The organism is Bernardetia aquimarina (assembly GCF_042180575.1).
In the GTDB taxonomy this organism is placed as follows: Bacteria; Bacteroidota; Bacteroidia; order Cytophagales; family Bernardetiaceae; genus Bernardetia.
The window spans coordinates 1,075,863-1,102,767 of sequence record NZ_CP170094.1 but is presented as its reverse complement, the minus strand read 5'-3'; the positions used below and the strand labels follow the sequence as shown (position 1 = coordinate 1,102,767).

The window sequence follows — 26,905 nt, the reverse complement described above, 5'->3', positions numbered from 1 at the left end:
GGTAGTTTTTTTGCTTTAATTAATCAACTTCTTTTGAAGTCATAAATTATCCTTTTTGTCATCGATATTACCTACCTATCATTACAAAAGCTCCCCAATAAATAGGTTCTACATATTTTGGATTCTGACGAAGCTCTCTTTTTGCTTCCCTAATAGCTATTCTTTTATCGCCTGTTTCATTCCATTTTTCATAGAAAATACGCATTAGTTCTTGTGTAGCATCATCATCTACCTTAAACAAAGACATCAAAAGAGCATCAGCTCCAGCCAGTAAAAAAGCACTCTGCAAACCATACACTCCTTCTCCTACTTTGGTTTCTCCACGCCCAGTTTCACAAGCACTCATTACTACAAGAGGAGAATTAAAATTGAGAGTCGCTACTTCTGAAGCTGTCAAGATACCTTCATCTCTGTTGTATTCGTGTACGTTTCTATTCTGAACCATATTTCCACCTGCTGTAAAAAGCAAACCTGAACGCATAAAAGGGTCATTATATGTTCCTAAAACTGCTGAACGCTCACGTTCTTCTTCTGAAATATCTTCTTTAAAGACACCATGTGTCGCAATATGATAAACAGTATTATTTATACTATTCATATTTTTGATTTGGTCTTCTTTTGCATCTTGATTTAGATACATTGTTACATTTTTATTTCCTCCTTTTAATTGAGTAGAAATAATTTCTACTTCACGTTCTGCTCCCAAAAGTGTCGGAAAACTTTGTGTACCTTCATAATCTACATAAAAAAGAGGATTACCAAAAAGCACAAAATGACTAGGAAATATGTTCGCTATCTCTTTTTCTGCTATTTGACGAGTACTTGTAAGTTGTGCAATAAAATAATTATCTATTACAAAGTCATTTTGTCCCATTCTAAATGTTTCTACATTAAGTTGATTATAAACACCATCACAAGAAAGATAAACTTTGCCTGCATCTCGGTCTATTTTATCTCCAATAGGTTTCCAATAGGTTTCATAAGACTCATAATCTTCCAAAGAAAATTCTACATTATTTCGATAATATTGCAAATCGCCATCTTCCATTTTGTTTCCATCTCCCATTTGAGCCAGTTCAATTTTTCCAGAAGAAGGCAATACCAAAGCAATATATTTTATACTATCCGTAAAATCTTTATCAAATTCACGATAACGAATAATTTCAACAGCATATTCTTTTTTCTTTAAATTTTTCTGTATGTCTTTCCAACTAAGAGCTTTACTTTTATTAGCTGCTGCAAAATCAGAAGATTGACGAGAAAGGATTTTTGATAAGTCTTCGATTTCTTTTTGCAAAGTGCGTACATCTATATTTTCTTGTTTGAGTTGTTCGGGACTTAATGCTAAAGCCGAATTGAGCCTAATTTTCTTTAATTGCCATTTTTCGAAATTAATACGCAATGTATCGTCAGGACTTCTCTTATAAATCTCGTTGCGTAATTTCTGTGATTGACCTAATAAAATCCCTTTTGTTAGCAAAATATTGTCATACAAATCCTGTAATAATTTCTTCTTTTTAGGTTGTAGTTGAATGACAAGGTGATTAAAGAATTCAAAATCTGGACGAATTTGCGCCCAGTTTTTTGCTTTTTCTCTTTCACTAAGCACTGCAAAAGTAGTATTGATATATTCTTTGTGTTTGTCTAATACCTCACTCAAATATTTTTCTGCTTTTTTATAGTTATTTTTCACGTAGTACATACGAGCAATACGCCCCAAAACTTCTACATATTTTGGATGAACATCACTAAAAACTTTGGAATATTTCTTTTGAGCATCTTCATAAAATTCTTTTGCTTTATCAGGATTGTCTTGTTGAATTTGTAAATCACCTAATAAAACATTTATTTCAGCCAAACTTACCAGTGATGCTGAAGGAATTTTTTCTAAGATATTTAAAGCCTTTCCTAATTTATCAGAAGCACTTTGTATGTCTTTATGAGCAAAATAAAGTTCTGCTGATGTTTTCAAAAAACCAGCATAAACAGGTGTGTTTTCGCCTAAGTTATCAAGAATCATTTGATTAGCTTCATCCAATTCTTTAGCCACTTTTTCCCAATCAGCCGTTGAGTAAAAATTAATTCTAGCAAGTTGAATAAGTGTACTTGCTCTATCTAAGTGATTTTTTCCCAATACTTCGGTTTTGATTTTGAGTACTTTTTGAGCAAATTCTTGTGCTTTTTCATAATCTCCAATAGCCAAATTATAATCTGCCAAAATACCCAAACTCTCAACAGTACGAATAGAGTTTTGACCAAATATATTCTCAGAAATAGCTAATGCTTTATTTGCAAACTTTTCTGCCTCTACATATTTTCCATTCGCAAATTCCAAATGTGCGCTTTGATTATAGGTGTTAATCAGAAAACGGCTTTCTGTTCCATATCTTTTTTCTTTTTCTGTTACAGTTTCCTTTAAAAGCTGTTCTGCTGCACTAAAATCGGCTGTTTCTATATATAAGAATGCTAATTCTTCTGCCGTGGCAGAATTTGCAATAGATTGACTAGAACGATTGAATCTTCTTTTGGCTTGATTTAATAAATCTTCTGCACGGTCGTAAAGTCCCATTATCATGTAATAATGTGCTGCCGTTTCTAATGCTCTTGCATGTTCGAAGGCTAAAGAAGGGTTATATTGCTTTTCATAGATTTGCAACATTTCTCGTACTTGTCCATCAACTTCTTTATAATTACTCTGTTGCATATTCAAACGGGCTGCAATTTCAAGTTGAGCAGCATAACGTGGATGTGCATCACCATATCTTTTTTGAATTAAATCTAAAGCTTCTTTTGATTTTTCATTGGCTTCCTTAAATTGGTCATTAGCCATATAATAATCAATCCAGTTATTTAATGAATTGATATAAATAAGACTTTGAGGCTCAACAAAATTTGTCAAGGGTGTCATGTGGAGATTGTAGAGTTCTCCTGCTTCATTGAATTTTTCAGTATAATTAAAATAAAATTTGGCTAATTGTAAATTTGCTAAATGGTAGCCAAGTGTCTTTGTTCCATGAATGCGTGCGTGAGAAGCTACCCATTCTTCCATAAGTTTGCCAGCTTCCTCATAATCATCAGCAGCCAAACGTACATAATAAATATCTTCTAGGATAGATAAACGTCTTTGGTGGTCTTGGGGAACAAGTTTTGTGTTTTCATACATATCTAACAACGTTTTGATAGATTGAGCATAACGCTGATTTTCATAATTCCAAATCGCATCTGCTTGAAGTGCCGTAGAATACTGTAAATGTCCTGTACCATAATATTTTGCTGCATTACGTTCTAATTCCCAACGCTGACGAACATTTTCTGTACTGTATTTTATATTTTGCAAAAATTTTGGTTTTAAAGAAAATCCTTTCTTTTCATCATCTACTTGTACCACAAATCCACTATTTACATAATAATCAATCAGTAAAGTATGTAATTTGATATAATCTTTATGTACTGTTCCGACAGTTCTTTCAGCACGATAAAGTGTTTTTTCTAGTAGTTTTCTAATTTTTTCTCGCTCATCTCCATTATCAATCATAAGTTGAATCCTAACATATTGATTGCGAATATAGGCAAGCTGACGAGTTGATAATTCTGTTTTGATAAAATTATCTGCTTGGTCTATATATTCGGCAGCTTTTACATATCTTCCTGCCAATCGTGCAGCATCTGCTTGTAGAGATAGTATTTGAGCATACTCTGCTTTTCTTCTTACCTCTTCTCTATCTGATAAATTACGAGTTTCTGTTTGCTTCGAAACATCACTATAAAACTGTGTTTGTTTTTCGATGAGTGATTTCTGAACACTTAATAAATCTTGAATTTGATAATCCAATATATTCAAGAAATTACCTCTTTGAAAATCAATACATATTTGAGTATAATATAAATCTGAAAAGATATAGTTTTCGGTTGGCTTTTCGCCTAGTATTTTTTTAGCTTCTGTCAAATAAGTTTCGGCTTGCTGTGTAAATGAATATTCAGCATAGTATTTTGCAGCATGTAACAATGCTAATCCATATCCTTTGCTATCTTCGCCCTGTTGTTTACGATGTTCTAAAAACTTTTTTACCATCGCATGAAAATTTACAATTTCACCTGTCGCTTCATAATATTTGATTAAATATTTTTCTATTTGGATGGCTACATTGGTATTTCCTCTTTTTTGTGCTTTTTTGTAGAGCTGTTCGGTTTCGGATAAAGCCTTTTTGTAATCGCCATCTTCAAAATAGCGTTCAGAGATTTCTAGTTTTTTTTGTAGTTGCTTTTGCTCTCCACTTAATTGTGCAAAACTAGAAGTAGATAAAAAAGCAAAGACTAGAAAGAGTGTAAATAGCAGTATATTATTTTTCAACATAAAAATTATTTTCTTGATAAATGTCGTTAGAATATAATTATCTTTAATTTAATGAATATCTTTTTTCTAAATATAGAAGTAGTAAGTTTACATATTTAATCTGATAATTAGATTATTTACAGATAAAATAAATTCGACAAAAGAAAAAATGATGAATTAACTTTTATTCTGAATTAAGAATCGAAATTACAAAAAAATAGTCATTAAAATCGTATCTTATACAACTCTATTTAAGCAAAACTATCAAAATCATAAAAACTAAAGAGATTTTATTTGAAAAAATGATGTTGTAGTATGTATTTTATCTTCTTTAATATCCAACCTCTAATAATTCATTCTCTATGTTTTTTTTCTTATCCAAAACACTTTTTTATTTCTTAATGCCTATTACTTGGATTGCTATTTTTTTATTAATCGCTGTTTTTATAAAAAAATGGCGTTCAAAATCACTAAAAATAGGTGTCATTATGTTTTTACTTTTTACAAATCCATTTTTGGCAAATGAAATATATTTGCTTTGGGAGATTCCTCCAACTCCAATAAAAGAAGTCAAAAACTATGACCTAGGAATCGTCTTGACAGGAATGAGTAATGCAGGAAAAGAACCAAAAGATAGAATTTATGCTAGTGCAGGAATAGATAGACTTATACAAGCTGTTCGATTGTATAATGAAGGAAAAATAAAAAAAATATTGATTGTTGGAATGTCAGAAGAGATAAATATTATGACAGGAGAAGAAAAACTACCTAAGCGAACCTACACATATAGAGATATGCTCAAAGATATGTGCATCAAAGAAGAAGATATTTTGATAGAATCCAAATCAAAAAATACATACCAAAATGCTCAATTTTCATCTCAATTTTTAAAAGATAATAGACAAAAAATCAATTCAATTTCAACTAATCAACATCAAGTTTTAGTTATTACTTCGGCTTTTCATTTGAGACGTTCGCTAGGTTGCTTTAAGAACGCAGGATTAGAAGTTGATGGATTTTCTACGGATTTTATTTCTACCGAACGAAAAAATACACTTACTATTTCTAGTTTGATTCCTACAGAAGATGCTATGGCAAAATGGGGCAGAATTATACACGAAATAATAGGCTATTTAGTTTATGATATAACAGGAAAGTTATAAATCTCATTCAGAGAGACACAAAAAAAGCATTTTCTAAAAAATTAGAAAATGCTTTTGCATACGATTTTTGCTATTGTGTTGAGTAAAACATCAATATCTAAAAAGAATTATCTTTTTAAGTTGATATTTGTACAGTTTTCTGAATAAACATCGCCTTTCAAAATTGACATAATTGCTAAAACTTCATCATTAGGATGTGATTTGGCTACCAATTCTCCTTGTGTTCCATCAGCATTTTGTTTGAAAATATCACCTGTTTGTGTCCATTTATAGATATTATCACCTACTCTAACTGTACGCTCTCCTCCTTGTCCACCTTGATTTTCATAGAGAAATTCAAAATTATTTACTAGAGTAGAATAATTTTTTCCACTTGGAACTATCGTTTTTACTAAATAATTTCCAGAGTTGATACCTGTACTAGATTTATAAAGTTCACACGAACAAACGCCTTTTATACGCTCATCTTCTGTTCCAATCACTGAGTAATGAGCAATTTTCCAATCGCTAGTTTGTTTTTCATTTCTAAAAACCATCGACACTGTTTCAGTTCCTTTAGACCAAATGTCTTTGTCTTTTGTAATTTCATATTCTACTACATAGACAATGATTCCAATATCTCCTTTTACTTCATTTTTCAATACTTCTTTTACAGAATAATTGATTTTTAAGCCTTCTGTACGTGTGATTTTTGTCAAATAACTCAAAAAGCCTTCATAATCGCTATTCAAAACTGAGCCTCTACCAGAAATATTGAATGTAACGAGTGTAGAAGTAACATCTTTTGCCATGTGTTTCATGACGGCTTTTACATCATTTGTATTACCTAGCTTGGAATAAGCCTCTGCAAATTCCATTAAGTTTTTCTTGATAATGACCTCAGCAGCTTTGTCTCTAGCTTTTTGTTTTTCATCCTCACTGATTTTAGTTGTATTTTTTTGAGCATACAACGTAGAGTAAAACAGAGAAGAAGAAAATGCTAACAATAATAAAAAACAAACCTTAGAAAGTGTGCTTCGAAAAATTCTCATTAAATGAGAAGAAGAAAATGAATATATCATAAAAGTATAAGTTTGAGAATGGGTTTTAGTAAAAACAACATTGATATTAGTTTCAATGTTTGATTATGAGGATAAAATTAAAAAAATAGTTTGCAAAAAAAGTGATTATGCAAAAATAGCTTTTTAGAGTTAAATAACTGTTTTTTTACTCTTTTTTGAATTAATTAATCTGAAAAATAATGATTTTACAAGAATTAATCCAAGCAAATGTAAAAATTGTTAAACTCAATTTGTGGTGTCAGACTTTTGAATAAGCTCTTGTACTTTTTTAGTTTACCCAAACTAGCATCTCCAAAAATAGTAAGAAGAGTTTGAATAAACCACATAAATCCCCAACGTTTTGGACTAAAGACACGATACTTACGCTTTTCAACTCCCTTTAAAAGTGCTTTTACGACTATTTTGGGAGGTACAGGATTCAGAAAATACGACTGAATACCAACCTAAGAACAAGAGTTAATTGGTTTTTATAAGTTTGAATTGTAGTTCAGAGCTATTTTTTTAAAATTATATTTCTATATTTGGATAGAACTGTTAAAGATAATGAAACTATTTTTGAAATAAATTACTCCAAATCAGCTTCATTCATAGAAACAAACTCTATTTTTGTCTAAAAAATGAACTTCAAACAAAATTGTAGTTCAATAAGGTTGTATTATTGCAAAGAAAGATGTAAAATTGTAAAGGTGTTTGTAAAATTGTATATTTAGGATTGTATTTACAGATTCTACTTTTTTAAGAATTTGTGTATAGAAAAAGATAAAGTTTATAGTCGTATATAAATGAGTAGAACACAAAAAAGCCAAATTAAAACTTAATCAACTAAAAAAAGACGCATGTCTGAGCAACTATCTCGCATTCAGGTACTTATCGTAGATGATGTCCCGAGTAATTTATTTACTCTTCGTGCATTATTGGAAGAACATTTTGAAGAAATCGAAATTGTAGAGGCAAATTCGGGTATTGAAGCCTTAGAGGTGTTGATGCGTGAATCGATTGACCTTATTATTTTGGATATTCAAATGCCTGAAATGGACGGTTTTCAAACTGCAAAACTTATTCGTAGCAGAAAGAAAACAAGAAATATTCCTATTGTATTCTTGACAGCAGCTTACAAATCAGAAGAATTTAAAGAAAAAGGATTTTCACTAGGTGCAACTGATTATCTGACCAAACCGATTGATGATTATCAGCTTACAAGTCGTATTAATGCCTATTTAAGTATTATCAAGCTAGAAAAAAATCATAAATCAGAGTTAGAACGAAGAGTAGAAGAACGAACTTCGGAACTCAAAAAAGCTCTTTCTCAAATAAAAGAAACTAACCTTAAGCTAGAAACAACACTTAGTAAGCTCAAAAACGCACAAAAACAAGTTATTGCACAAGAAAAATTAGCCTCTTTGGGCGAACTAACAGCAGGAATAGCTCATGAAATAAAAAATCCTCTGAATTTTATTATTAATTTTTCAGAGCTTTCGAAAGAAATGATTGTCGAACTCAATGACACTTTTGCTAATGTAGGAAAAGATATTGTGGAGGGAAGTTTGAAAGATATTACGCCTGATGATGTAGAAGATATTAAAGATATTTTGCAGAATCTGAATGAAAATTCCGAGAAAATCCATGAACATGGAAAACGTGCTGACAGCATAATTAATAATATGTTGATGCACTCACAAGACAGAAAAGGAGTTTATCAAGACACACACATTAATACGATGTTGCAAGAATATATTAGTTTGGCTTATCATAGCACAATTAATAATTATAAAGGTTTTGCTGCCAAAATAGAAACCAATCTTGATGCAGATGTAACTAACGTAAAAATTATTCCGCAAGATTTGGGACGTGTATTTTTAAATGTTGTAAGTAATTCATTGTATGCACTCTACAACAAAAAACGAAAATTAGGCGAAGATTTTGAACCTATGCTAACCGTTCGCACCATCAATCACGAAGACAACATAGAGATTATTTTTAGGGATAACGGAACAGGAATTCCACAAGAAATGATGGATAAAATTTTTAATCCATTTTTCACTACCAAACCAGCAGGCGAAGGAACAGGTTTAGGACTTTCAATCTGTTATGATATTGTCAGAAATATTCACAAAGGAGAAATTCAAGTAGATTCGAAAGAAGGAGAATATACAGATTTTAGTATTTTCTTACCCAAACATGTTGATTCTGAAGAAGAAAACGGAGAAAATGAAAACGTAAGTTATCAAAATCAAAATAAATAATTTGTGATTAGTGGATTACAAATGAAAAGGCCTTTACTTTTTGCTAAGTAAAGGCTTTTTTGGGGAAGTTTAGTTTGACAGTTGATGAACAACTGCTAGGAAAGAATATGTCAAAAACAGGAGTTGTTTATTTAAGTAATGAAATAAAATTGCAAATAACTTTGTCGTCTTTCAGCTTGTATGAATGAACTAATTTGACCTTTCTTATGGTTTATAGTTCTAAGAAAATAAAATAGTCAAGATAAAACAACAAAAGACAATGATTACTGGAAAAACACTTATTGATTTAGGATTTAAGCCAAACAAATGGTTTAAAGAAGCTATCGAATACGCTAATAAAAACAATCTTGAAGGCGATAGATTACTGAATTATTTAGAATCAATACGACCAACTATTATCGAACCTTTTTCTGTTGCGCTTGATTATCATAAAAATATTCGTGCTGAATCTGAAAAAGAAATTTCGAATGTAGAGCAAATCCATAAAACAATGGAGGAACTCATGAAAACTCCTACTTTGGTAAAAGGTGCAGTCATGCCAGATGCTTGTCCGACTGGTGGAACAGGTCAGATTCCTGTGGGTGGAATTGCTGTTGCCAAAAATGCCATTCATCCAGCTATGCATAGTGCAGATATTTGTTGCTCGGTTATGATGACCAATTTAGGACAAATTGACCCTAAAAAAGTATTGGATAAAGCACATGCACTTACTCATTTTGGAGGAGGAGGGCGAAAAGATTTATTTGATTTGCCTAGAGATTTGGAGGACAAAATAAAAGGAAATTATTATCTAAATTCTGAAAGAAGTTTGAGTTTTGCTCGTACACATTTAGGAACTCAAGGCGATGGAAATCATTTTTTGTATGTGGGGCGTTCTGAAAAAACAGGTGAAACAATGCTTGTAACACACCATGGAAGTCGTGGTTTTGGAGCAAACTTGTATAGTACAGGAATGAAACTAGCAGAGGTTTTTAGAAAAGAAATTTCTCCAAAAACACTAGCCAAAAATGCGTGGATTCCTTACGATACCGAAGAAGGAAAACAGTATTGGGAAGCTCTTCAAATCATTAGAGAATGGACAAAATTGAATCACAAAATTATTCATGATACTACACAAAGAAGACTAAAAGTAGAAACATTAGACCAGTTTTGGAACGAACATAATTTTGTTTTTAAAGAAGATGATTTGTTTTATCACGCCAAAGGAGCAACACCTTTAGATGATAAATTTGTTCCAGATTCTAAAGATGGTTTGCGTTTGATTCCGTTGAATATGAGTGAGCCAATTTTGATTGTAAAAGGTCAGACTACAGATTCTAATCTTGGTTTTGCGCCACATGGTGCAGGTAGAGATGTCAGTCGTACTCAGCACAAAAAGAGCAAAGGTAACAAGACAAAAGAACAAGTTTTTGCAGAAGAAACAACAGGTTTAGACGTTCGTTTTTTCTCTGGTCATATTGATATTTCTGAATTGCCATCAGCTTACAAAAATGCTCAAAATGTACAAGACCAAATGAAAGAATTTGGACTTGGCGAAGTAGAAGACAAAATTTTGCCGTATGGTTGTATTATGGCTGGCGATTGGCAAATTGATGCACCTTGGAAAGTAAAAGCTAGAAAAAAACGTGAAGCAAAGGAAAGAAAAGTCAAAAATAAAATTTCTAGAGAGAAATATAGAAATAGATAATCTTTGATTATTCTTTTTGAAGTTGTTTATTATTATTGAAATCAAAATTCTTTTACTATAAAAAATGAATAAACTCAAAATTCTCTTACTTTTTATCATTCTTTTTGTAAGCTGTAAAGCTAAAATAGAAAATACCAAAATCCAATTATTAAGCAAAAAAGTTCCGAATAATACACCTTTTGAGTTTAGACAAGATGTAATTCCTCAAAATATGCTTATTCATAAAGGAATATTTAGCCCTGATTTAGAAGAATATTATTACACTATTTCTGATACAAATTTTGAACAATTTGAAGTCTATGTAATTGAAAAAAGTAATAATGTTTGGTCTGAACCTAAAGAAGTATTTTTCAATAGTAAATACAATGAACACGGAATGAGTTTTTCACCAGATGGAAAGACAATTTATTTTAGTTCGACAAGACCAGTTTATGGGGATGGAATAAGTTCAACTTGGCATATTTGGAAATCAAATAAAACTGATGGAAAATGGAGCAAACCTATTTTTGTAGATATTCCAAATTTGAGAAATAAATTAGTTTCTCATCCTACCATTACTAATTCTGGAACACTCTATTTTCATTCTAGTAATTTAGATTATAGTGAAATGGATATTTACAAATCAAAAAATGTGAATGGCAAGTTTCAAGATGCAGAAAAAATATTGATTACAGTAGATTCACCAAGGGGAAAATGTACACCTTATATTTCTCCTAACGAAGATTATATTATTTTTGCTGCTATTGGAAATCAACTTGATTTGATAATAAGTTTTAATGATGGAAATGGAGGGTGGAAAAACACAAGAAAACTAAGTGATAAAATAAATAATTTTGGGCAAGGAAATCCATACGTAACACCTGATAACAAATTTCTTTTTTATACAACAGGAGAGTATCAAAAACAAAATTGGAAAGTAAAATGGGTTAATATAGAGTCTGAAATGAAACACAACTAACTTTTGAGTTGTTTAGTGAACAATTTTTAGCACAAACCTAATAAATGCTGCTTAAATGACATTTACTTGTAATAACCTTTGAATTATTGTCACATAATTCAAAGGTTATTTTTTTGCTATACACTTTTAAACCTTTTTTTGAGCTATTTGCTAATTTTATTGTAAAAACTTTATTCTTATTCCTTTTAGTATTGAATTTAGTTTACTAATTTTGGATACATAAAGACTGCTAAATTAGTATAAAATACATTTTCGCAGCCTAATTTTATTTTCTTCTTATTCTTCTCCCTTTTTCTATGAGCAACCGTCTAAAAACTGGTTTAATTTTACTTACTATTGCTTTTTTATTAGGTTGTATTTTGGTGCAAATGTTTACACAAACCCTAAAAAGTGAAATCACAACTCTGCCAGAAGGTTATCATAATGTGCTGATTCGTGTTCCCTCAACCTTTGAATTTTGTGGAGAACAAGTTCCTTTATATGATGAAGAAGTAAAAGAAAGTTTTGATAAAGAATTATATATCAATGTTTTTCGTCATTCTTCTACCAGTTTGATAATCAAACGCTCTGAAAAGTTTTTTCCAATAATTGAGCAAATTTTGAGAGAAGAAGAAGTTCCTGAAGATATGAAGTACATTGCTGTTATTGAAAGTGGACTTGAAAATGTACGTTCTTTTGCTGGAGCAGATGGTTATTGGCAATTTATGGAAGAAACAGCAAAAGAATTTGATTTAGAAATTTCTAAAGAAGTAGATGAGCGTTTTCACATCGAAAAATCTACTCGTGCAGCCTGTAAATATCTAAAACGCTCTTTCAAAAAATTTGGAAATTGGACACTCGTAGCAGCTTCTTATAATCGTGGAATGGGAGGAATGAATGCAGCATTACGCAATCAAAATGCTATTTCTTACTATGATGTAGCTTTAAACAACGAAACAGCTCGTTATATTTATCGTGCTTTAGCATTTAAAGAAATTATGCAAAACCCTGAAAAATATGGATTTGTTATTCCTAAAGAATTGCGTTACCCTCCAATAAAATATAGAAAAATTGTACTTGATACTACCGTAAATGATATTGCTGCACGTGCTGCCCAGTATGGAATGAGTTATAAAACACTAAAGTATCACAATCCTTGGCTTTTGATGAACAAACTTACCTTTGATAAGAAAGACCTAGCACAAAGAAAAACTTATACACTCTTTGTTCCTCAAAACCCACCAATGCCACATTCGAATGTTTTGGCACAAGAATCCTTAGATATGCAAAAAATGTTAGATTCTATTCTTCGTGAAGAAGATACAGTAATTGATATTCAAGATGTAAAATAATGCTAGAAATATAAAAGCCAAATAAAGTAAAATTTATTTGGCTTTTATTATAATTATATTCTTTTGAAGAAAGTTTATTCTTCTGAATGTTTTACCGAAACTAGATTAATATTTAAGTCAATAGCCTCAATATAATCTTCTCCATTCTCTAACATATCATAGTCATCCTCTCTATAATGCCAGTTTATGGTTACATTTCCACCCTTTTCTTTTTCATATATCTCCAATGTTTCTAAAAGGTCTTGAAAACGTCTTGAAGTAGCTGTATTGAAATAGGAAAGCTGAAAATTAAGTATAATTGTTCTGTTGGGAGTATTTAAGTAACGCTCTAACCAATCAAAAACAGGCGCAAATATTTCCTCTGCGTGTTCAGGGTACGACTGTCCTTCTATACTCAAAATTCCTGTTTCCCCATTAAAATCAATAGTAGGGGTAAATTTTTGTCCTTTGAAAAAAAAATTCTCCATAATTTTCGCTATAATTTTGATAGCTAATGCTTTTCTTAGATAGTTATTTCAAAAAAGTTAATATAAATGAGTTATACTAACAATTTGTTTTAAATTTTATAATTTGGCATTTTTCTTTTTTTTGTTATTCATAGGCTGCCAGTCTTTATCTACAGTTACAGTAATAGAAAAAAAACTTAGTTTTTCTGAAATTGTATCAAAACGTATCTCTAAAGGATTTCCAGAACGCCTAACCATGTCTATCAATCCAACATGTGCGCCTGTACTAGTTTTGCCTTTTGCATTTTTTCTTTCCTGTCTATAGTATTCTGTTAGATGTTCTTTATCTAAGCCATTGATATAACTACAACGTTCCTCTAATGCTTCTCGTTGGTGTTTTTTTACCATATTTCCTGCACTAAGTGTATAAGAGTTGGGTAAATCACGAATAGCTACTATTCCCACTCCAATATGAGAATCAGTAGTATAGAAATGTCTTTTATCTGCTGAATGATGATAAATATTTTGTGCAAGTTCTATAAAAATAGCAAATATTTTACTTTTTATAGTTTCTCTATCTGAAATTTTTTCTTTCAAGTTTTCTGCTATTTCTGATAAAACAGATTGCGACAAAGCACCTTGAAAAATAGCAGTAATACCATTTTTATTAAACTCGTTGTAATATTTAGTAATCTGAAAATCGTCGTGCATATTCTGCCGAAATATAGGAGAATTAATTAAATAATAGTTTCAACGAATAAAAAGAGTATTCGCTTTGCTTATTTTTTGATAAAAATACCTTCTTTTTGTAAGTATCATAAGGTTAAAAATAAAATCACTGTGTAGAAATAGTCAGTACTATGTATGACCAAACTTGAATTGATATTTTATAAGCTATGCACAATTTAATATATATAACTCAAAAAACAAATACTCTTTCTATTTTTTTTAAAAAATATTCAATAGAATTTAAGAAGAAAAAATCGAATTTATTTTTTTATTTAAAGATAAGTTTTTATTCAAAGGTTCACTTTCTCATTTGTTATTTGTAATTTTGCACCCTCAAAAAAAGACACAAACGAAGAAATATTATTTTACATTAGAATAAAAATTAGAAAATAAATATAAGAATGGACGAATTAATCAAGTTTGGATTGCTCTGTTTTACGACTTACTTTACAATCATCAATCCTTTGGGAGTAATGCCTGTCTTTATGACCATGACAGCAGACCTTAGTGATGCAGACCGTACTGCAACAGCACGAAAAGCTCTTATAACAGCTTTTTTTACAATGATTGCTTTTGCTTTTTCAGGACAATTACTCTTTGAGTTTTTTGGTATTTCTGCTGATGCTTTTCGTGTAGTTGGAGGGATTATATTCTTTATGATGGGATATGATATGCTTCAAGCACGCCTTATTCGTACTAAAATAGCTGAAGAAACTGTCAAAAGTTATGTTACAGATATTTCTATTACGCCATTAGCTATTCCAATGATTTGTGGACCAGGTGCAATTACTAACTCTATTGTTATGATGCAAGATGCCGAAACATTTGATAAAAAAGCTGTTTTGATAGGTGTAATGCTTTTCATTTGTTTGATTACATTTGTTACTCTTTGGGCTTCTTCAAAAATATCAAAGGCATTAGGAGAAACAGGAAACAAAATTTTGATGCGACTAATGGGACTTATCGTAATGGTAGTAGCCGTTGAGTTTTTGAGAAGTGGACTAAAACCAATTATAGTAGATATTGTTAAAGCAGCGGCAGTACAGTAACCAGTTAAGTAACAGAGCAAAATAAAACATATCTAAAAAAGAATTAGAAAATGGAAATTTAAACTGTCAAGACACCTTTGAGGTGTCAGACAGATTTCATTAACCTATAAATAATTTTGCCCAGTTACTTAGTAGTAATCAGTTACCAGTAAAATGAAGTTTAAAGTCAGAAGTAAATACTATTTTTTGAAAACTAGTTTCTTTATATATTACTTCTCATTTTAAGGAAAAACTGTTTATTAATTGTACTACTTCTTACTTTATACCTCATACTTCTTACTTTATTTTTATGAAATTTACTGATTTTTCTGATACTATTATTGCTCTTTCTACGCCTGCTGGACGTGGGGCGATTGCGCTTGTTCGTCTTTCTGGAAAAGATGCTATTTTGCATACACAAACCTTCTTTAAAGGAAAGAATTTGTTAGAACAAAAAACTCATACTGTTCATTTTGGAACAATCAGAAGTCTTGAAAATGAAATTTTGGATGAAGTAGTTGTTACAATTTTCAAAACGCCCAATTCATTTACAAAAGAAAATGTAGTAGAAATATCGTGTCATGGCTCGCCTTTTATTGTAAAACGAATTATTCAGAATTTTTTGGATAACTCGCCTGTTCGTTATGCAAAAGCTGGAGAGTTTACACAAAGAGCTTTTCTAAATGGTCGTTTTGATTTGGCACAAGCTGAAGCCGTTGCTGATTTGATTGCAGCAGATTCGGCAGCATCGCATAAAGTGGCTATTTCTCAACTTCGTGGTGGTTTTTCTTCTCAAATAAAAGAACTTCGTCAGCAACTTCTTGATTTTGTTTCTTTGATAGAATTAGAGTTGGATTTTGGAGAAGAAGATGTAGAGTTTGCTGAGCGTGAAAAACTAACTCAATTAGTAAAAACAATTCAAACCGTAATTGAGCAATTATTAACTTCTTTTGAGCTTGGAAATGCTATCAAAAATGGTGTTCCGACAGTCATTGCAGGAAAGCCAAATGCAGGAAAATCTACTCTTTTGAATGCACTTTTGAATGAAGAAAAAGCCATCGTTTCAGAAATTGCAGGAACGACACGAGATTTTATAGAAGATGAAATAAGTATTGAAGGAATTGCTTTTCGTTTTATAGATACGGCAGGTTTGCGTTGGACAGAAGACAAAGTAGAATCTATTGGAGTAGAGCGAGCTAGAAAAAAAATGGCAGAGGCATCGCTTATTTTATATGTGATTGATTTAGCAGAATTATTCAATGAAACTATAACAAAGGAAGCATTTTTTGAAGAAATAAAGGAAATTGAAGAACTGAATATCAATACGCTTTTTATTTTGAATAAGGCTGATTTTTGGGTAAAAATAGAGAATGAGATAGAAAATGAAACAGAAAAAGAATCTAAATTTGACTGGCTCAAAACGTGGGCAAAAGAATCAAATACCATTTTTACACAAGCCAATAACACAACCGACAAAGAAGATATTGAAAAGTTAAAAACAAAAATCTTAGAAGTCATTCAAGCTGATAATTTTAATGCTGGCGATACGCTCGTAACAAATACACGTCATTATGAAAGTCTAAGAAATGCAAATTTAGCTTTAGATGATGTTCTGAATGCGCTAGAAATGAGTTTTACAGGCGATTTGCTTTCTTTAGATTTGAGAACAGCTTTAGAACATCTAGGTTCGATTACTGGCGAAGTGTCAAATGACGAGATTTTGGGAAATATATTTGGAAAGTTTTGTATAGGAAAGTAAGACCTCCTACGAAGAGTGAAAAGAATAATAAAATAGTTTATTCTTGGTTTAATTACTTTGACAGTAAACAAAACTTGATTTATCAACCTAATCACAAGTTATCGACTATTAAAGAAAGAGAAAGCATAACGGTTTATGATGACAACTGGTTTGTTAGAAGTGTTGAACTATTTGAATAATAACTATTTTCCCTGTTCCTCGTAATACTCCAAAAAATAAATGTTGCGCTTTAAAATACAATTTTAGTCTAAATTACATTCATAACAATCCTGTTGTTGAAAGCATTGTAGAAAATGCAGACAAGTATTTGTATAGTAGTGTTAGAAACTACCAAGGTAAAAAAGGGTTGATAGTTCGATGATTTGAAAATAATAGCTATCTTTTATAGACAAAAAATGTTATTTTTGCACTATGAAGACAACTGAAACAAAACAACCAGCCGAATTAAAAGAATTATTAAATCAAACCTCTATTTTTGAGTGGATAAAAAATAGTGCTGATGCGCTAAATTTAGAAACTTTTGTAATAGGTGGATTTGTACGAGATTTTTTATTAAAGCGAAAAAAAGAAACTAAAGATATTGATATTGTCTGTATTGGAAGTGGAATTACACTTGCCAAACATGTAGCTAAATCGTATGGACAAGCAAATAATATTTTTGTGAAAGTCTCTATTTTTAAGCGTTTTGGAACGGCTATGATTACGCTAGAAGACGAACAAACCAAACAAAAAATAGAAGTTGAGTTTGTAGGTGCAAGAAAAGAATCTTACGATTTTGATTCAAGAAAACCAACCGTAGAAGAAGGAACATTAGAAGACGACCAAAAACGCAGAGATTTTACTATAAATGCGCTTGCTGTTAGCTTAAATGCAGAAACGTATGGGAAATTTTTAGATCCTTTTGATGGAATGAAAGATTTGCGTAAAAAAATAATTCGTACTCCTTTAGCTCCTGAAAAGACATTTTCTGATGACCCTTTGCGTATGCTTCGTGCTGTGCGTTTTGCTTCTCAACTCGGCTTTGATATTGAAGTAAATACCTTTGAAGCTCTTTCTACTCAAAAAGAAAGAATAAAGATTATTTCACAAGAAAGAATTACTACCGAACTTAATAAAATTATACTTTCGAATCCTCCTTCGTATGGTTTTAAGTTGCTGTATCAATGTGGACTTTTAGAGCTGATTTTCTCTGAAATGACAGATTTGCATGGCGTAGAATATATTGATGGAAAAGGACACAAAGATAATTTTTATCATACTTTGCAGGTTTTGGACAATGTAGCGAAGGTTTCGGATGACTTGTGGTTGCGTTGGGCTGCCATTTTGCATGATATTGCAAAACCAGCTACAAAACGTTTTCATCCAAAAGCAGGTTGGACTTTTCACGGACATGAAGACAAAGGCGCACGAATGACTCCAGCTATTTTTAAAAAACTACGCCTTCCTTTAGATGCAAAAATGCGTTTTGTACAGAAATTGGTAAAGCTACATTTGCGTCCGATTGCACTTGTCAAAAAAACAATTACTGATTCGGCTATTCGTCGTTTGCTTTTTGAGGCAGGCGAAGATACAGATGCGCTCATGATGCTTTGTCGTGCCGATATTACCTCAAAAGACCATAGCAGAGTACAGCGTTACTTGCAAAATTTTGATAGAGTAGAAAAACGAATGGCAGAGGTAGAAGAAAAAGACCAGTTGCGTACTTTTCAGCCTGTCATTGATGGCGAAATAATTATGAAAACCTTTGGTTTGAAACCTTCAGCAGAAGTAGGAAAAATAAAAATTGCTATTCGTGAAGCTATTTTGGAAGGCGAAATTAGAAACGAATACGAAGAAGCCTTTGATTTTATGCTTAAAGAAGGAAAGAAGTTGGGTTTGATGAAAATATAAAAAATAGTGTTTCTTTTTAAGAAAAACTTTGTCAGTAGTTTTGTTGGTAATCCGAAATGACTTTGAAAATAGTTGCAAACTAACTATTGACAGTCTTATGAAAGAACTGTCAAAGTTTATAAACCTCTTCAACAAAACCCCAAATTCTACCGTAGTGAGTTAGAAATCTAAAATTAGTTCTTAGCTGAAAACCACCTAACTCACTTCAAAATGTCTTTTTCTTCAACAAAATCTAGCAGTTTCTTTTTATTGTTGTCTTTATTTTTTTTATCAAACTCCTTTCTAATTGCTCAAAATAGCGTAATAGAAGGTGTTTTAAAAGACGAGGAAACCAAAGAAATTTTACCTTTTTGTAATGTCTATCTCAAAACGACACAACTAGGAACTGTCAGTAATTCAGAAGGAAAGTTTAGACTTCTCGTCCCTCAAAAACAGAAAAATGACACGCTTTTTATTTCTTATATCGGTTATAAAACCAAAAAAATAGCCGTTTCTGATTTAATTTTTCAAAAGAAAACTGTCATTTTCTTAGAAACTGACCAAACTAAGCTCAATGAAATCGTTGTTCAAGATTATACAGCCGATTTTATTATCCAAAAAGCAATAGAAAATATTCCTAAAAATTATTATAACGAATCTCATAAAACGAAAGGCTTTTATAGAGTTGTTTCCCAAAAGGATGCTCAACAAGGAAAAAACTATGTGCATTTGTCTGAGGCTGTCTTTGACCTTCATCTTTCCAAAACAGAAAATCCGAATCAGCAATTTAAGCTAGAAAAAATGAGAGCCATAAAAGATGAAAAGGCTTCAAAAGGAATTGATTTAGGTATGAAACCGAAAGGAATATTTGAGATGGATGTTGTAAACTATGAAAAAGGGATTGATTTGCTCACTAAAAAAGGTCTGAAACTACATACTTTTGAATTGGAAGATTATAAAATGGTAGATGGAAAAGTGGATTTCAAAATTACTTTTGAGCAAAAAGAGGAGAAAAAATCGGGTTATAAAGGCTATATTTTGATTGATAAAGAAACCTTTGCTTTTCTTTATTTTGATTTTAAATTGAGTGAAAAAGGAATCAAATATCATAAATATGGCGATTTGGCAACACGAGCATTGATGAATTTGCTTGATATTCATATTGAAGTGCTAAGTAATCGTTATCAAATTCAATATAAAAAAGTAGGCAATATTTATTATTTGAATACTATTTCAGATAATGTAGTCCTTAATTTTAGTTCTACTCGTCAGAATTTCAATTTTGATTTGGATACACAAGTTGATTATCTCACTACGGAAATTGACACGACCAATAAAACGCCTTTTGAAGAAGACGAAATTTTAGGAAAAGGAAAACTCATCGAACATCAAAATTCTATTTATGATAAAGATTTTTGGAAAAATTATACGATTGTTTTGCCTTCAAATGATTTTGTAGAAATTGCGAAAGTTTTGGAAGCCAACAACAAGGCAAACGACCTAAAAACTCAGATAGAGGAAAAATTATATAAATTTTCAAAAGATAAAACGATTCGAATGGATTCCCTACTTACTTTTTATAACAATGAAGGTTTGTTTAATGGAAATGCACTTATCGTTTATGATGGGAAAACAATTTTACAAAAAAGCTATAATAATGAACTTACTCAAAACTCTCAAAATTCGCAATTTCGGATTGGGTCTTTGAGCAAAACCTTTACAGCAATGCTTATTTTGCAATTAGAAAATGAAGGAAAGATTAGTTTTGAGGATTCAGTTGGAAAGTTTTTACCAAGTTATAGACACAAGAAAGTTAAAATTTCAGAGCTTTTGAGCCATCAAAGTGGAATTCCAGATTATCTGAAAAAGAATGAATATGTTACTCAAATAATGACAAAAGCATTTTCATCCGAAGAATTAGTCAAGCGTTTTTGTAGTGATAGTTTGGAGTTTGAGCCGAGTAAAAAGTTTGCTTATTCAAATTCGAATTATGTTATTTTAGCAAGAATCATTGAAAAAATAACAAATCAAGATTTCGGAACAGTCTTAAACGAACGAATTTTTGAACCTTTAGAAATGAATAATACTTTTTTTGGAGAAAGCAAAACCGAAAATTCTAATCTAACAAAAGCCTTTTTGTATGGAAAAGTAGAGCCGTTTTATTTTATTCAAAACAGTATTGGAGCAGGTGGAATTACTTCCACAACAGAAGATTTATTGAAATGGAGTAAAGCATTAGATGGTAAAAATGAAAACTTTATGGTTCTTCCGACAATTTAGCGATAATTTCTTAATTTAGCCTTTCTATGGATACTAACACAATAGCAATTTTATTAGGTTTTTCAGATTTTTCAGTAACGAAAATAGAATCTTCTCCACTTCGCTTAACTATTTATGGAGAAAGTAATTTAGCCGATTCTATTTGTCCTAATTGCTTGAAAAAGTGCAATAAAGTGACTTCTACTTCAGAACGTATTGTTCGTGACCGAAATATTTTAGACAAAGAGGTTTATTTACACTTAACTTCTCGTCAATTTCATTGTCAAGATTGTACTCGTTACTTTCAAGAAGTTTTTAGTTTTGTTTCTAAGCAAAAAAATCAAACTCATCGTTTGGAAAAATATCTTTATTTATGTTTGAAAGATAGCAGTTTCAAAGAAGTAGCTATCCGAGAAAACATACTTTGGGATGTTTTAGATGGTATTTTTAAAACCTATAGTAAACGTGAGATAAAAAAACACCTAGATTATTTTCCTCGACGTTTAGGTATTGATGAATTTGCTTACAAAAAAGGAAAAAAGGAATATGCTGTTGTTTTAGTAGATTTAGATACAGGTCAAGTTTGGGATATTTTAGAATACCGTAATAAAGAGTATTTAAAAGCCTATTTTTTATCCAAAGGCGAAGTTTTTTGTACTAGTATAGAAGTATTTTCTTGTGATATGTGGGAGGGATTTTCAAATACAGCAAAAGAAGTATTTCCTAACGCTGATGTAGTAATAGATCGCTTTCATTTTTTTCAGCATTGTAATAAAGTGCTAGATAGCATTCGTAAAGAATTACGACGAAAAGATGATAAAAACGTTCATTTCAAGCAAATAAAATGGCTTTTATACAAGGCATGGAAAGACCTTACTTATAAAGAAAGACGAGTTTTACTTAAAGCGTTTAGGTTTAGCTCAACGCTTAGACAGGTGTATTTTATGAAAGTGGAATTACAAAATATATTTAATACTGATTTGAGTAAACAAGAAGCTAAAAAACTACTAGACCAATGGATAGAAGAAGCTCAAAAAATAAATCATAAGGCTCTAAATAGATTTATAAATACGTTTAATTCTTGGAAAAATGATATTATTAATTTCTTCAAAGATAGATATTCTAACGGAATAGTAAGTAGTTAGACATAATTATCGTAACAATTTTCCTTTATATATAGTAAAATCAATTTTATACTTTTTACTATTGTATTTTTTTAGAATATTTTTTACAGCTTGATGTAAGTCTTCTTTACTCGTGAAATCTTGAGGTCTTAACCACTCTATTTTGATTTTTCTCCATAGTGTTTCTATGGGATTCAAATGTGGACTGTAAGAAGGTAAGTAGAAAATAAGTACTCCTTTCTCTTCCCATTCCTCTATTTTCTCTTCTATTTCTTTAGAAATATGCCAAGGTCCATTATCTAACACTAGAACAGTCGTTTTTTCAATTGTTTCTACAAACTGATCTATACAATCAATGATAACTTTAGAATTAATGTTTTGGGTGCTTACAAAACTGCTTAGTTCTCCACGCAAGTTAAGCAATCCAAATACATTTAAATTACCTCCCTTACTACTTTTAATGCCTACTTGTTCTCCTATTCTACACCAACCATAAGGAACATTGGGTTCTAAATTGAAGGAAGACTCATCACAAAAACGCAAATCTATACAGCCTGCTAAAAATAAAAGAATGAGAAATTCTAAACTACGTTTTTTTTCTTCATATACAACAGGGTCAGGTTTCTTAACAGTTACTTTTCTGAAGCGTTTCCAACACCATTTTTTTTTTAAGCAACCTTTTTAAAGTCTTGACTGACATAGATTTACCCAATTCCTCTTCCAATTGAGAAACAACTACTTTCAAACTTTGAGGACTGGCTTCAACTAGAGATTCTACTTTATTCATTTCTTCTTCATTATCTATACGAAGAATAGGGCGACGACCTTGTCCTTTACTCGTCTCTAATCCTGCTATGCCCTCTTTTTCATACCGATTAAACCAACGAATAACTAATTGGCGAGTAACTTGATAAAAATCCATTATCTCACTAACCTTTTTTCCTTGATGGCTTAAAAGAATGTAATGACAACGAGTACGGAAAGTTGATGATTTACCTTCTTTCCAACCTTGCTCTAAGGAAGATACTTCCTCTATACTCAAACTAATAAAACGTTTTTTTCCTCTCATAAAACAAAGATAAAAAAAATATTTAATAATTTTGTCTAACTACTTAGAGGGAATTAATAATAAAATTAAGACCCTCAAAAGGAGTGGGTATGGGTTTAGAAACTTTCAAAATTTTAGATTGAGAATGATAGTCAAATTCATATAATCGCTAAAAAGTCGGAAGAGCCAACTTTATTTCTTTCTCTGAAATTGAAAAATTATTTGTTCCACAAGCTGAATACATAGACTGGGAAGCCTATTATGGATATGGTTTTATGATTGATAAATATTATTTTTTGACTTCGAAAGACCGAAAAGTTATCTATCACCCTGGAACTGATTTTGGATTTTATACTATGTTTTTGAAACAACCTGAATCTGATATTACAATTATTTTACTCAATAATACGGGCGAGTTTCCTCGTTTTGATATTAGTGAAGTTATCTTGAATCAATTTGATTAAAACAATTTGTTTAAAAAAAGCCTTTATGAAATGTAAAAACAATTTTTTAATCTTACCTATTTGCTTATGCTCTTACAGACAGTTACAAATCAAATCAATTTAATAGAAAAGGCATACAATGCCCTAATGGAAAAACTTATTACTTGGTTTAAGTTATTAGTAGCAACACTTCCAAATTTTGTTCTCGCTATTGTAGTTTTACTTGTATTTTATTTTTTAGCTAAAGCAGCAAAGTCATTACTCAATAAAGCACTTTTAAAATGGGTAGATAATAAAAATTTATTAGATTTAACATCTCAAATTCTCTTCACAGCAATTATTTTAGTAGGATTGTTTTTCGCTTTAGGGGTTCTAAATCTTGATAAAACAGTTACTTCATTGCTTGCTGGTGCTGGTGTGATTGGTCTTGCACTTAGTTTTGCATTTCAAGATTTGGCTACCAATTTTGTTTCAGGTGTTTTTATTACTATTCAAAAACCTCTTCGTGTGGGAGATTTGGTCGAAACAAATGATTATACAGGAATTGTTAGAAAAATTGGTTTGCGAGCGATTGACATTGAAGATTTTAATGGACGTTATATTATTATTCCATCAAAAGAAGTTTTTCAAAATCCATTAGTGAATTATAATGAAACAAAATATAGAAGAATCAATCTTTCTGTTGGCGTTTCGTATGGGGATAATATGAAAGAAGTTAGAAAATTATTATATGATACTGTAAAATCTGTAAAAGAAGTAAGCACAAATCATGCAGATGTCAGAATTGATTTTGATGGTTTTGGAGATAGTTCTATCAATTTTGTCGCTCGTTTTTTTATAGATAAAAGTGATGAAAAATCATATAAAATCGCCGAAGTAGAAGTAGCAACAGCAGTAAAAGAAGCCTTTGATGCAAATGATATTATGATTCCATTCCCTATTCGTACATTAGATTTTGGAATACGTGGAGGCGAAAAACTCAATGAACAATTAAGCCTAAATGGACAAAACGGACAAAATAAGTAAGTAGTCAGACAAAAAAATGACTCATTTAACCCTCCTTGACGATTGCATTTGAATCTTAACGAGGGTTATTGTCATATAAATCTCTTGTTGAAATAAATATGTCAATTATATAGTTAGAGAAATAGGTCATTTTTATGAAAACAAAAAGTCATTTTGTAAAACATTTTCGTAAATTTGAATCTAACAAATAAAATCAAATAACTACTTGTTTACCTTAACTTTCTAGGGTAAACGCACAAAATTTTATTTTTTTTAAAACTGGTTCAAGCGAGGACGCTTAAACCAGTTTTTATCTAATTCAAGCGTCCTCGCTTGAATTATAAAACTAAAAAAATAGCTCAAAAAGAGTATAAAACTATATATTTTATTTTCGTGCGTTTGCCCTATTAACTTTTCAGCTTAGAGAGATTATGAAAAAATCAACACAATGTGTTCATAGTGGGACTTATTTTGACGAAAAAAGTGGTGGTGTAAATACACCTATTTTTACTTCAACAGCTTATACTTATAGTGAGGAAGGCGCAATTCCTTATCCTCGTTATTTCAACACCATTAATCAAGAAGTAGTTGCTCAAAAAATTGCAGCACTAGAACGTGGAGAAGCTGCTCTTATTTTTTCTTCTGGAATGGCTGCTACTATGTCGGCACTTTTGGGTATTTTACAAGCTGGCGACCATTTGATTTTGCAAAATGATATTTATGGAGGAACACATTATGCTGTTCGTGAGCAACTTTCAAAACTTGGTATTGAATCTACTTTTGTAGAAGGACGAAAATTAGAAGATTTTAAAAAGGCTATACAACCTAATTCAAAGGCAATTTTTATCGAAACGCCTTCCAATCCCTTGCTGTCATTGGTTGATATTGCCGAAATGGTAAATTTCGCTAGAGAAAATAATCTTGTTTCTTTTATTGATAACACATTCGGAACACCTATTTTTCAAAATCCATTGAGATTAGGAATTGATATTGTCATTCATAGTGCAACGAAATACTTGGCAGGACATAGTGACCTTTCTTGTGGTGCAGTCGTAACTTCTCAAAATTTGATTGAAAAAATTCATCATGTGGCTTTTAATTTTGGTGGAAATTTAGATGCAATGGCAACCTCACTTTTAGAAAGAAGTATCAAAACACTTGCAATTCGTGTTAAAACACAAGCTCAAAATGCTCAAAAAATAGCTGAAGCATTACAAAAATTACCACAAGTAAAAAATGTTTTTTATCCAGGTCTTCCTACTCATCCAGACCACCAGCTTGCCAAAAAGCAAATGAAAGGAGGTTTTGGTGCAATGCTTTCTTTTGAATTAGATACAGATAAGGAAGGAAGAGCAAAATTTGTGCGTCATTTGGAATTGATTTGTAAAGCTGTGAGTTTGGGAGGCGTAGAGAGTACTCTTACCGAACCTGTTTTGACTTCACATGCAAAAGTGCCTGTCCAGATGCGTGAAAAAATGGGGATTACTGAAAACCTGTATCGTCTTTCTGTTGGTATTGAAGATGCCGATGATTTGATTGAAGACCTTACAAATGCTATTCAGACTTTAGAGGTTTCTAAAAAAAGTAGTTTGGCTGTATAAATTATTATTAAAGGTTTGTATTTTATTATTTGTTGTTGTCCGAAATGCAGAAAATTATTAGAAGAAACAAAAGTTTTAAATTTTTCTAAGAACTATTTTGTTGTTGTAAAGCATATTAAAACCTAACTTTGTATGTATCTCGCTCATTCCTTTAGAATGAGAAGTAGCTATGAAAAAAAACAATAAAAAATGAATAAATTAATAGTACTCTTATTTCTATCTACTTTTCTATTTTCGTGTGCTGAAAAAACTCCTTTTGATAAGGGCGAACCAGCACCAAAATTTGAAACACAAGACGTAGAAGGAAATTCTCAAACAATAGAAAAACATACTAAAAATAGTAAAGTTGTAATGCTTTATTTTTGGGCAGATTGGTGTCCGACTTGTAAACAAGAGTTTCCAGAAACGCAGAGTTATTACGAAAAGCTACAAAAAGAAGGGTTAGAGATTTTGGCAATCAATGTAAAACAACCCAAAGAAGCCTCTGAAAAATTCAAAGAACAGTTTGGAGCTACTTTTCCAATGCTTATTGATGTAGATGGAAAGATTTCAGATTTATACAAGGTAGAAGAATTACCAACTAATTTTTTTATAGATAAAGAAGGAAAAATTATTCGTAAAATTGTCGGTTGGGTAAGTGAACAACAAGCAGAAGTAATTTTGAAACAGCAGAAATAAAAATTAATTACGGATTAAAAATTACGGATTACGAGTGTGATATGCAATTCAGAAAGCAAAAGTATTTATATCACTAAAATTGATACCTTAGTAAAAACTTGAAAATCCATCTCTACAAATCCAAATTCTAGCTTGTAACT

The 26,905-nt window shown here is 31.1% G+C and carries 19 protein-coding genes and 2 pseudogenes; 15 read left to right on the top strand and 6 right to left on the bottom strand.

Features of this window, described 5'->3' with window-relative positions; translation table 11 throughout:
- Nucleotides 1-67 precede the first annotated feature (67 nt).
- Entirely contained in the window at nucleotides 68-4,354 is a 4,287-nt protein-coding gene (locus ACE193_RS04560) for a CHAT domain-containing protein (RefSeq protein WP_375561827.1), read from the bottom strand.
- Nucleotides 4,355-4,695: 341 nt separating this feature from the next.
- On the opposite strand from ACE193_RS04560, the gene ACE193_RS04555 reads away from it, so the two are divergent.
- Nucleotides 4,696-5,496: a YdcF family protein gene (locus tag ACE193_RS04555; RefSeq protein WP_375561826.1), complete on the top strand. Its 801-nt coding sequence runs from the start codon at nucleotides 4,696-4,698 to the stop codon at nucleotides 5,494-5,496.
- Between the two features lie 107 nt (nucleotides 5,497-5,603).
- On the opposite strand, the gene ACE193_RS04550 is transcribed toward ACE193_RS04555, so the two are convergent.
- Complete coding sequence (locus tag ACE193_RS04550) at nucleotides 5,604-6,557, bottom strand: nuclear transport factor 2 family protein (protein WP_375561825.1); 954 nt, start codon at nucleotides 6,555-6,557, stop codon at nucleotides 5,604-5,606.
- Nucleotides 6,558-7,393: 836 nt separating this feature from the next.
- Between ACE193_RS04550 and ACE193_RS04545 the strand changes: the two genes are divergently transcribed.
- The 4 genes from ACE193_RS04545 to ACE193_RS04530 all read left to right on the top strand — a co-directional run bounded on the left by ACE193_RS04545 (nucleotide 7,394) and on the right by ACE193_RS04530 (nucleotide 12,776).
- Complete coding sequence (locus tag ACE193_RS04545; protein ID WP_375561824.1) at nucleotides 7,394-8,800, top strand: response regulator; 1,407 nt, start codon at nucleotides 7,394-7,396, stop codon at nucleotides 8,798-8,800.
- Between the two features lie 259 nt (nucleotides 8,801-9,059).
- The gene (locus ACE193_RS04540) at nucleotides 9,060-10,487 is read left to right on the top strand and encodes an RtcB family protein (protein ID WP_375561823.1); all 1,428 of its coding nucleotides are present in this window, start codon (nucleotides 9,060-9,062) and stop codon (nucleotides 10,485-10,487) included.
- A 64-nt stretch (nucleotides 10,488-10,551) separates the two neighbouring features.
- Complete coding sequence (locus ACE193_RS04535; RefSeq protein ID WP_375561822.1) at nucleotides 10,552-11,445, top strand: TolB family protein; 894 nt, start codon at nucleotides 10,552-10,554, stop codon at nucleotides 11,443-11,445.
- 296 nt (nucleotides 11,446-11,741) lie between these two features.
- Nucleotides 11,742-12,776: a lytic transglycosylase domain-containing protein gene (locus tag ACE193_RS04530; RefSeq protein ID WP_375561821.1), complete on the top strand. Its 1,035-nt coding sequence runs from the start codon at nucleotides 11,742-11,744 to the stop codon at nucleotides 12,774-12,776.
- Nucleotides 12,777-12,850: 74 nt separating this feature from the next.
- Here ACE193_RS04530 and ACE193_RS04525 read toward each other — a convergent pair whose 3' ends face one another.
- Both ACE193_RS04525 and ACE193_RS04520 read right to left on the bottom strand, forming a co-directional pair.
- A complete protein-coding gene (locus ACE193_RS04525; RefSeq protein ID WP_375561820.1) occupies nucleotides 12,851-13,243 on the bottom strand; it encodes a DUF1987 domain-containing protein in 393 nt (130 codons plus the stop codon).
- A 96-nt stretch (nucleotides 13,244-13,339) separates the two neighbouring features.
- On the bottom strand, nucleotides 13,340-13,933 hold the full coding sequence (locus tag ACE193_RS04520) for a SiaB family protein kinase (RefSeq protein ID WP_375561819.1): 594 nt from the start codon (nucleotides 13,931-13,933) through the stop codon (nucleotides 13,340-13,342).
- 419 nt (nucleotides 13,934-14,352) lie between these two features.
- Between ACE193_RS04520 and ACE193_RS04515 the strand changes: the two genes are divergently transcribed.
- From ACE193_RS04515 to ACE193_RS04495, 5 genes are all read left to right on the top strand, one after another.
- On the top strand, nucleotides 14,353-15,000 hold the full coding sequence (locus ACE193_RS04515) for a MarC family protein (protein WP_375561818.1): 648 nt from the start codon (nucleotides 14,353-14,355) through the stop codon (nucleotides 14,998-15,000).
- Between the two features lie 289 nt (nucleotides 15,001-15,289).
- Nucleotides 15,290-16,738, top strand: coding sequence for a tRNA uridine-5-carboxymethylaminomethyl(34) synthesis GTPase MnmE (mnmE, locus tag ACE193_RS04510; RefSeq protein WP_375561817.1), 1,449 nt, complete (start codon nucleotides 15,290-15,292; stop codon nucleotides 16,736-16,738).
- A 411-nt stretch (nucleotides 16,739-17,149) separates the two neighbouring features.
- The gene (locus ACE193_RS04505; protein ID WP_375561816.1) at nucleotides 17,150-18,628 is read left to right on the top strand and encodes a CCA tRNA nucleotidyltransferase; all 1,479 of its coding nucleotides are present in this window, start codon (nucleotides 17,150-17,152) and stop codon (nucleotides 18,626-18,628) included.
- A 210-nt stretch (nucleotides 18,629-18,838) separates the two neighbouring features.
- On the top strand, nucleotides 18,839-20,887 hold the full coding sequence (locus ACE193_RS04500; RefSeq protein WP_375561815.1) for a serine hydrolase: 2,049 nt from the start codon (nucleotides 18,839-18,841) through the stop codon (nucleotides 20,885-20,887).
- Between the two features lie 26 nt (nucleotides 20,888-20,913).
- On the top strand, nucleotides 20,914-22,011 hold the full coding sequence (locus tag ACE193_RS04495; RefSeq protein ID WP_375561814.1) for an ISL3 family transposase: 1,098 nt from the start codon (nucleotides 20,914-20,916) through the stop codon (nucleotides 22,009-22,011).
- Between the two features lie 6 nt (nucleotides 22,012-22,017).
- Here the strand turns inward: ACE193_RS04495 and ACE193_RS04490 are convergent.
- Nucleotides 22,018-22,584, bottom strand: a pseudogene (locus ACE193_RS04490) (IS630 family transposase); the annotation flags it as partial.
- Between the two features lie 31 nt (nucleotides 22,585-22,615).
- On the bottom strand, nucleotides 22,616-23,059 hold the full coding sequence (locus tag ACE193_RS04485) for a helix-turn-helix domain-containing protein (protein ID WP_375558679.1): 444 nt from the start codon (nucleotides 23,057-23,059) through the stop codon (nucleotides 22,616-22,618).
- Nucleotides 23,060-23,093: 34 nt separating this feature from the next.
- Between ACE193_RS04485 and ACE193_RS04480 the strand changes: the two are divergent.
- The 5 genes and pseudogenes from ACE193_RS04480 to ACE193_RS04460 form a co-directional block, all read left to right on the top strand.
- Nucleotides 23,094-23,204: pseudogene (locus tag ACE193_RS04480) on the top strand (transposase); the annotation flags it as partial.
- A gap of 109 nt (nucleotides 23,205-23,313) precedes the next feature.
- Nucleotides 23,314-23,502: a hypothetical protein gene (locus ACE193_RS04475; RefSeq protein ID WP_375561813.1), complete on the top strand. Its 189-nt coding sequence runs from the start codon at nucleotides 23,314-23,316 to the stop codon at nucleotides 23,500-23,502.
- 66 nt (nucleotides 23,503-23,568) lie between these two features.
- Nucleotides 23,569-24,507 (top strand): mechanosensitive ion channel family protein, encoded by a 939-nt coding sequence (locus ACE193_RS04470; protein WP_375561812.1) that lies wholly within the window; start codon nucleotides 23,569-23,571, stop codon nucleotides 24,505-24,507.
- Between the two features lie 410 nt (nucleotides 24,508-24,917).
- Nucleotides 24,918-26,087 (top strand): trans-sulfuration enzyme family protein, encoded by a 1,170-nt coding sequence (locus ACE193_RS04465; RefSeq protein WP_375561811.1) that lies wholly within the window; start codon nucleotides 24,918-24,920, stop codon nucleotides 26,085-26,087.
- Between the two features lie 189 nt (nucleotides 26,088-26,276).
- Nucleotides 26,277-26,765, top strand: a complete 489-nt coding sequence (locus ACE193_RS04460; RefSeq protein WP_375561810.1) for a redoxin domain-containing protein — start codon at nucleotides 26,277-26,279, stop codon at nucleotides 26,763-26,765.
- Nucleotides 26,766-26,905 lie beyond the last annotated feature (140 nt).

What these genes read in the sequence shown, in the direction of transcription:
- ACE193_RS04495 (WP_375561814.1), top strand. Translation starts at nt 20,914, where the DNA reads ATGGATACTAACACAATAGCAATTTTATTAGGTTTTTCAGATTTTTCA.
- ACE193_RS04465 (WP_375561811.1), top strand. Translation starts at nt 24,918, where the DNA reads ATGAAAAAATCAACACAATGTGTTCATAGTGGGACTTATTTTGACGAA.
- ACE193_RS04525 (WP_375561820.1), bottom strand. Translation starts at nt 13,243, where the DNA reads ATGGAGAATTTTTTTTTCAAAGGACAAAAATTTACCCCTACTATTGAT.
- mnmE (WP_375561817.1), top strand. Translation starts at nt 15,290, where the DNA reads ATGAAATTTACTGATTTTTCTGATACTATTATTGCTCTTTCTACGCCT.
- ACE193_RS04535 (WP_375561822.1), top strand. Translation starts at nt 10,552, where the DNA reads ATGAATAAACTCAAAATTCTCTTACTTTTTATCATTCTTTTTGTAAGC.
- ACE193_RS04530 (WP_375561821.1), top strand. Translation starts at nt 11,742, where the DNA reads ATGAGCAACCGTCTAAAAACTGGTTTAATTTTACTTACTATTGCTTTT.
- ACE193_RS04555 (WP_375561826.1), top strand. Translation starts at nt 4,696, where the DNA reads ATGTTTTTTTTCTTATCCAAAACACTTTTTTATTTCTTAATGCCTATT.
- ACE193_RS04470 (WP_375561812.1), top strand. Translation starts at nt 23,569, where the DNA reads ATGCTCTTACAGACAGTTACAAATCAAATCAATTTAATAGAAAAGGCA.
- ACE193_RS04475 (WP_375561813.1), top strand. Translation starts at nt 23,314, where the DNA reads ATGATTGATAAATATTATTTTTTGACTTCGAAAGACCGAAAAGTTATC.
- ACE193_RS04500 (WP_375561815.1), top strand. Translation starts at nt 18,839, where the DNA reads ATGTCTTTTTCTTCAACAAAATCTAGCAGTTTCTTTTTATTGTTGTCT.
- ACE193_RS04545 (WP_375561824.1), top strand. Translation starts at nt 7,394, where the DNA reads ATGTCTGAGCAACTATCTCGCATTCAGGTACTTATCGTAGATGATGTC.
- ACE193_RS04520 (WP_375561819.1), bottom strand. Translation starts at nt 13,933, where the DNA reads ATGCACGACGATTTTCAGATTACTAAATATTACAACGAGTTTAATAAA.
- ACE193_RS04560 (WP_375561827.1), bottom strand. Translation starts at nt 4,354, where the DNA reads ATGTTGAAAAATAATATACTGCTATTTACACTCTTTCTAGTCTTTGCT.
- ACE193_RS04550 (WP_375561825.1), bottom strand. Translation starts at nt 6,557, where the DNA reads ATGATATATTCATTTTCTTCTTCTCATTTAATGAGAATTTTTCGAAGC.
- ACE193_RS04515 (WP_375561818.1), top strand. Translation starts at nt 14,353, where the DNA reads ATGGACGAATTAATCAAGTTTGGATTGCTCTGTTTTACGACTTACTTT.
- ACE193_RS04460 (WP_375561810.1), top strand. Translation starts at nt 26,277, where the DNA reads ATGAATAAATTAATAGTACTCTTATTTCTATCTACTTTTCTATTTTCG.
- ACE193_RS04540 (WP_375561823.1), top strand. Translation starts at nt 9,060, where the DNA reads ATGATTACTGGAAAAACACTTATTGATTTAGGATTTAAGCCAAACAAA.
- ACE193_RS04505 (WP_375561816.1), top strand. Translation starts at nt 17,150, where the DNA reads ATGAAGACAACTGAAACAAAACAACCAGCCGAATTAAAAGAATTATTA.
- ACE193_RS04485 (WP_375558679.1), bottom strand. Translation starts at nt 23,059, where the DNA reads ATGAGAGGAAAAAAACGTTTTATTAGTTTGAGTATAGAGGAAGTATCT.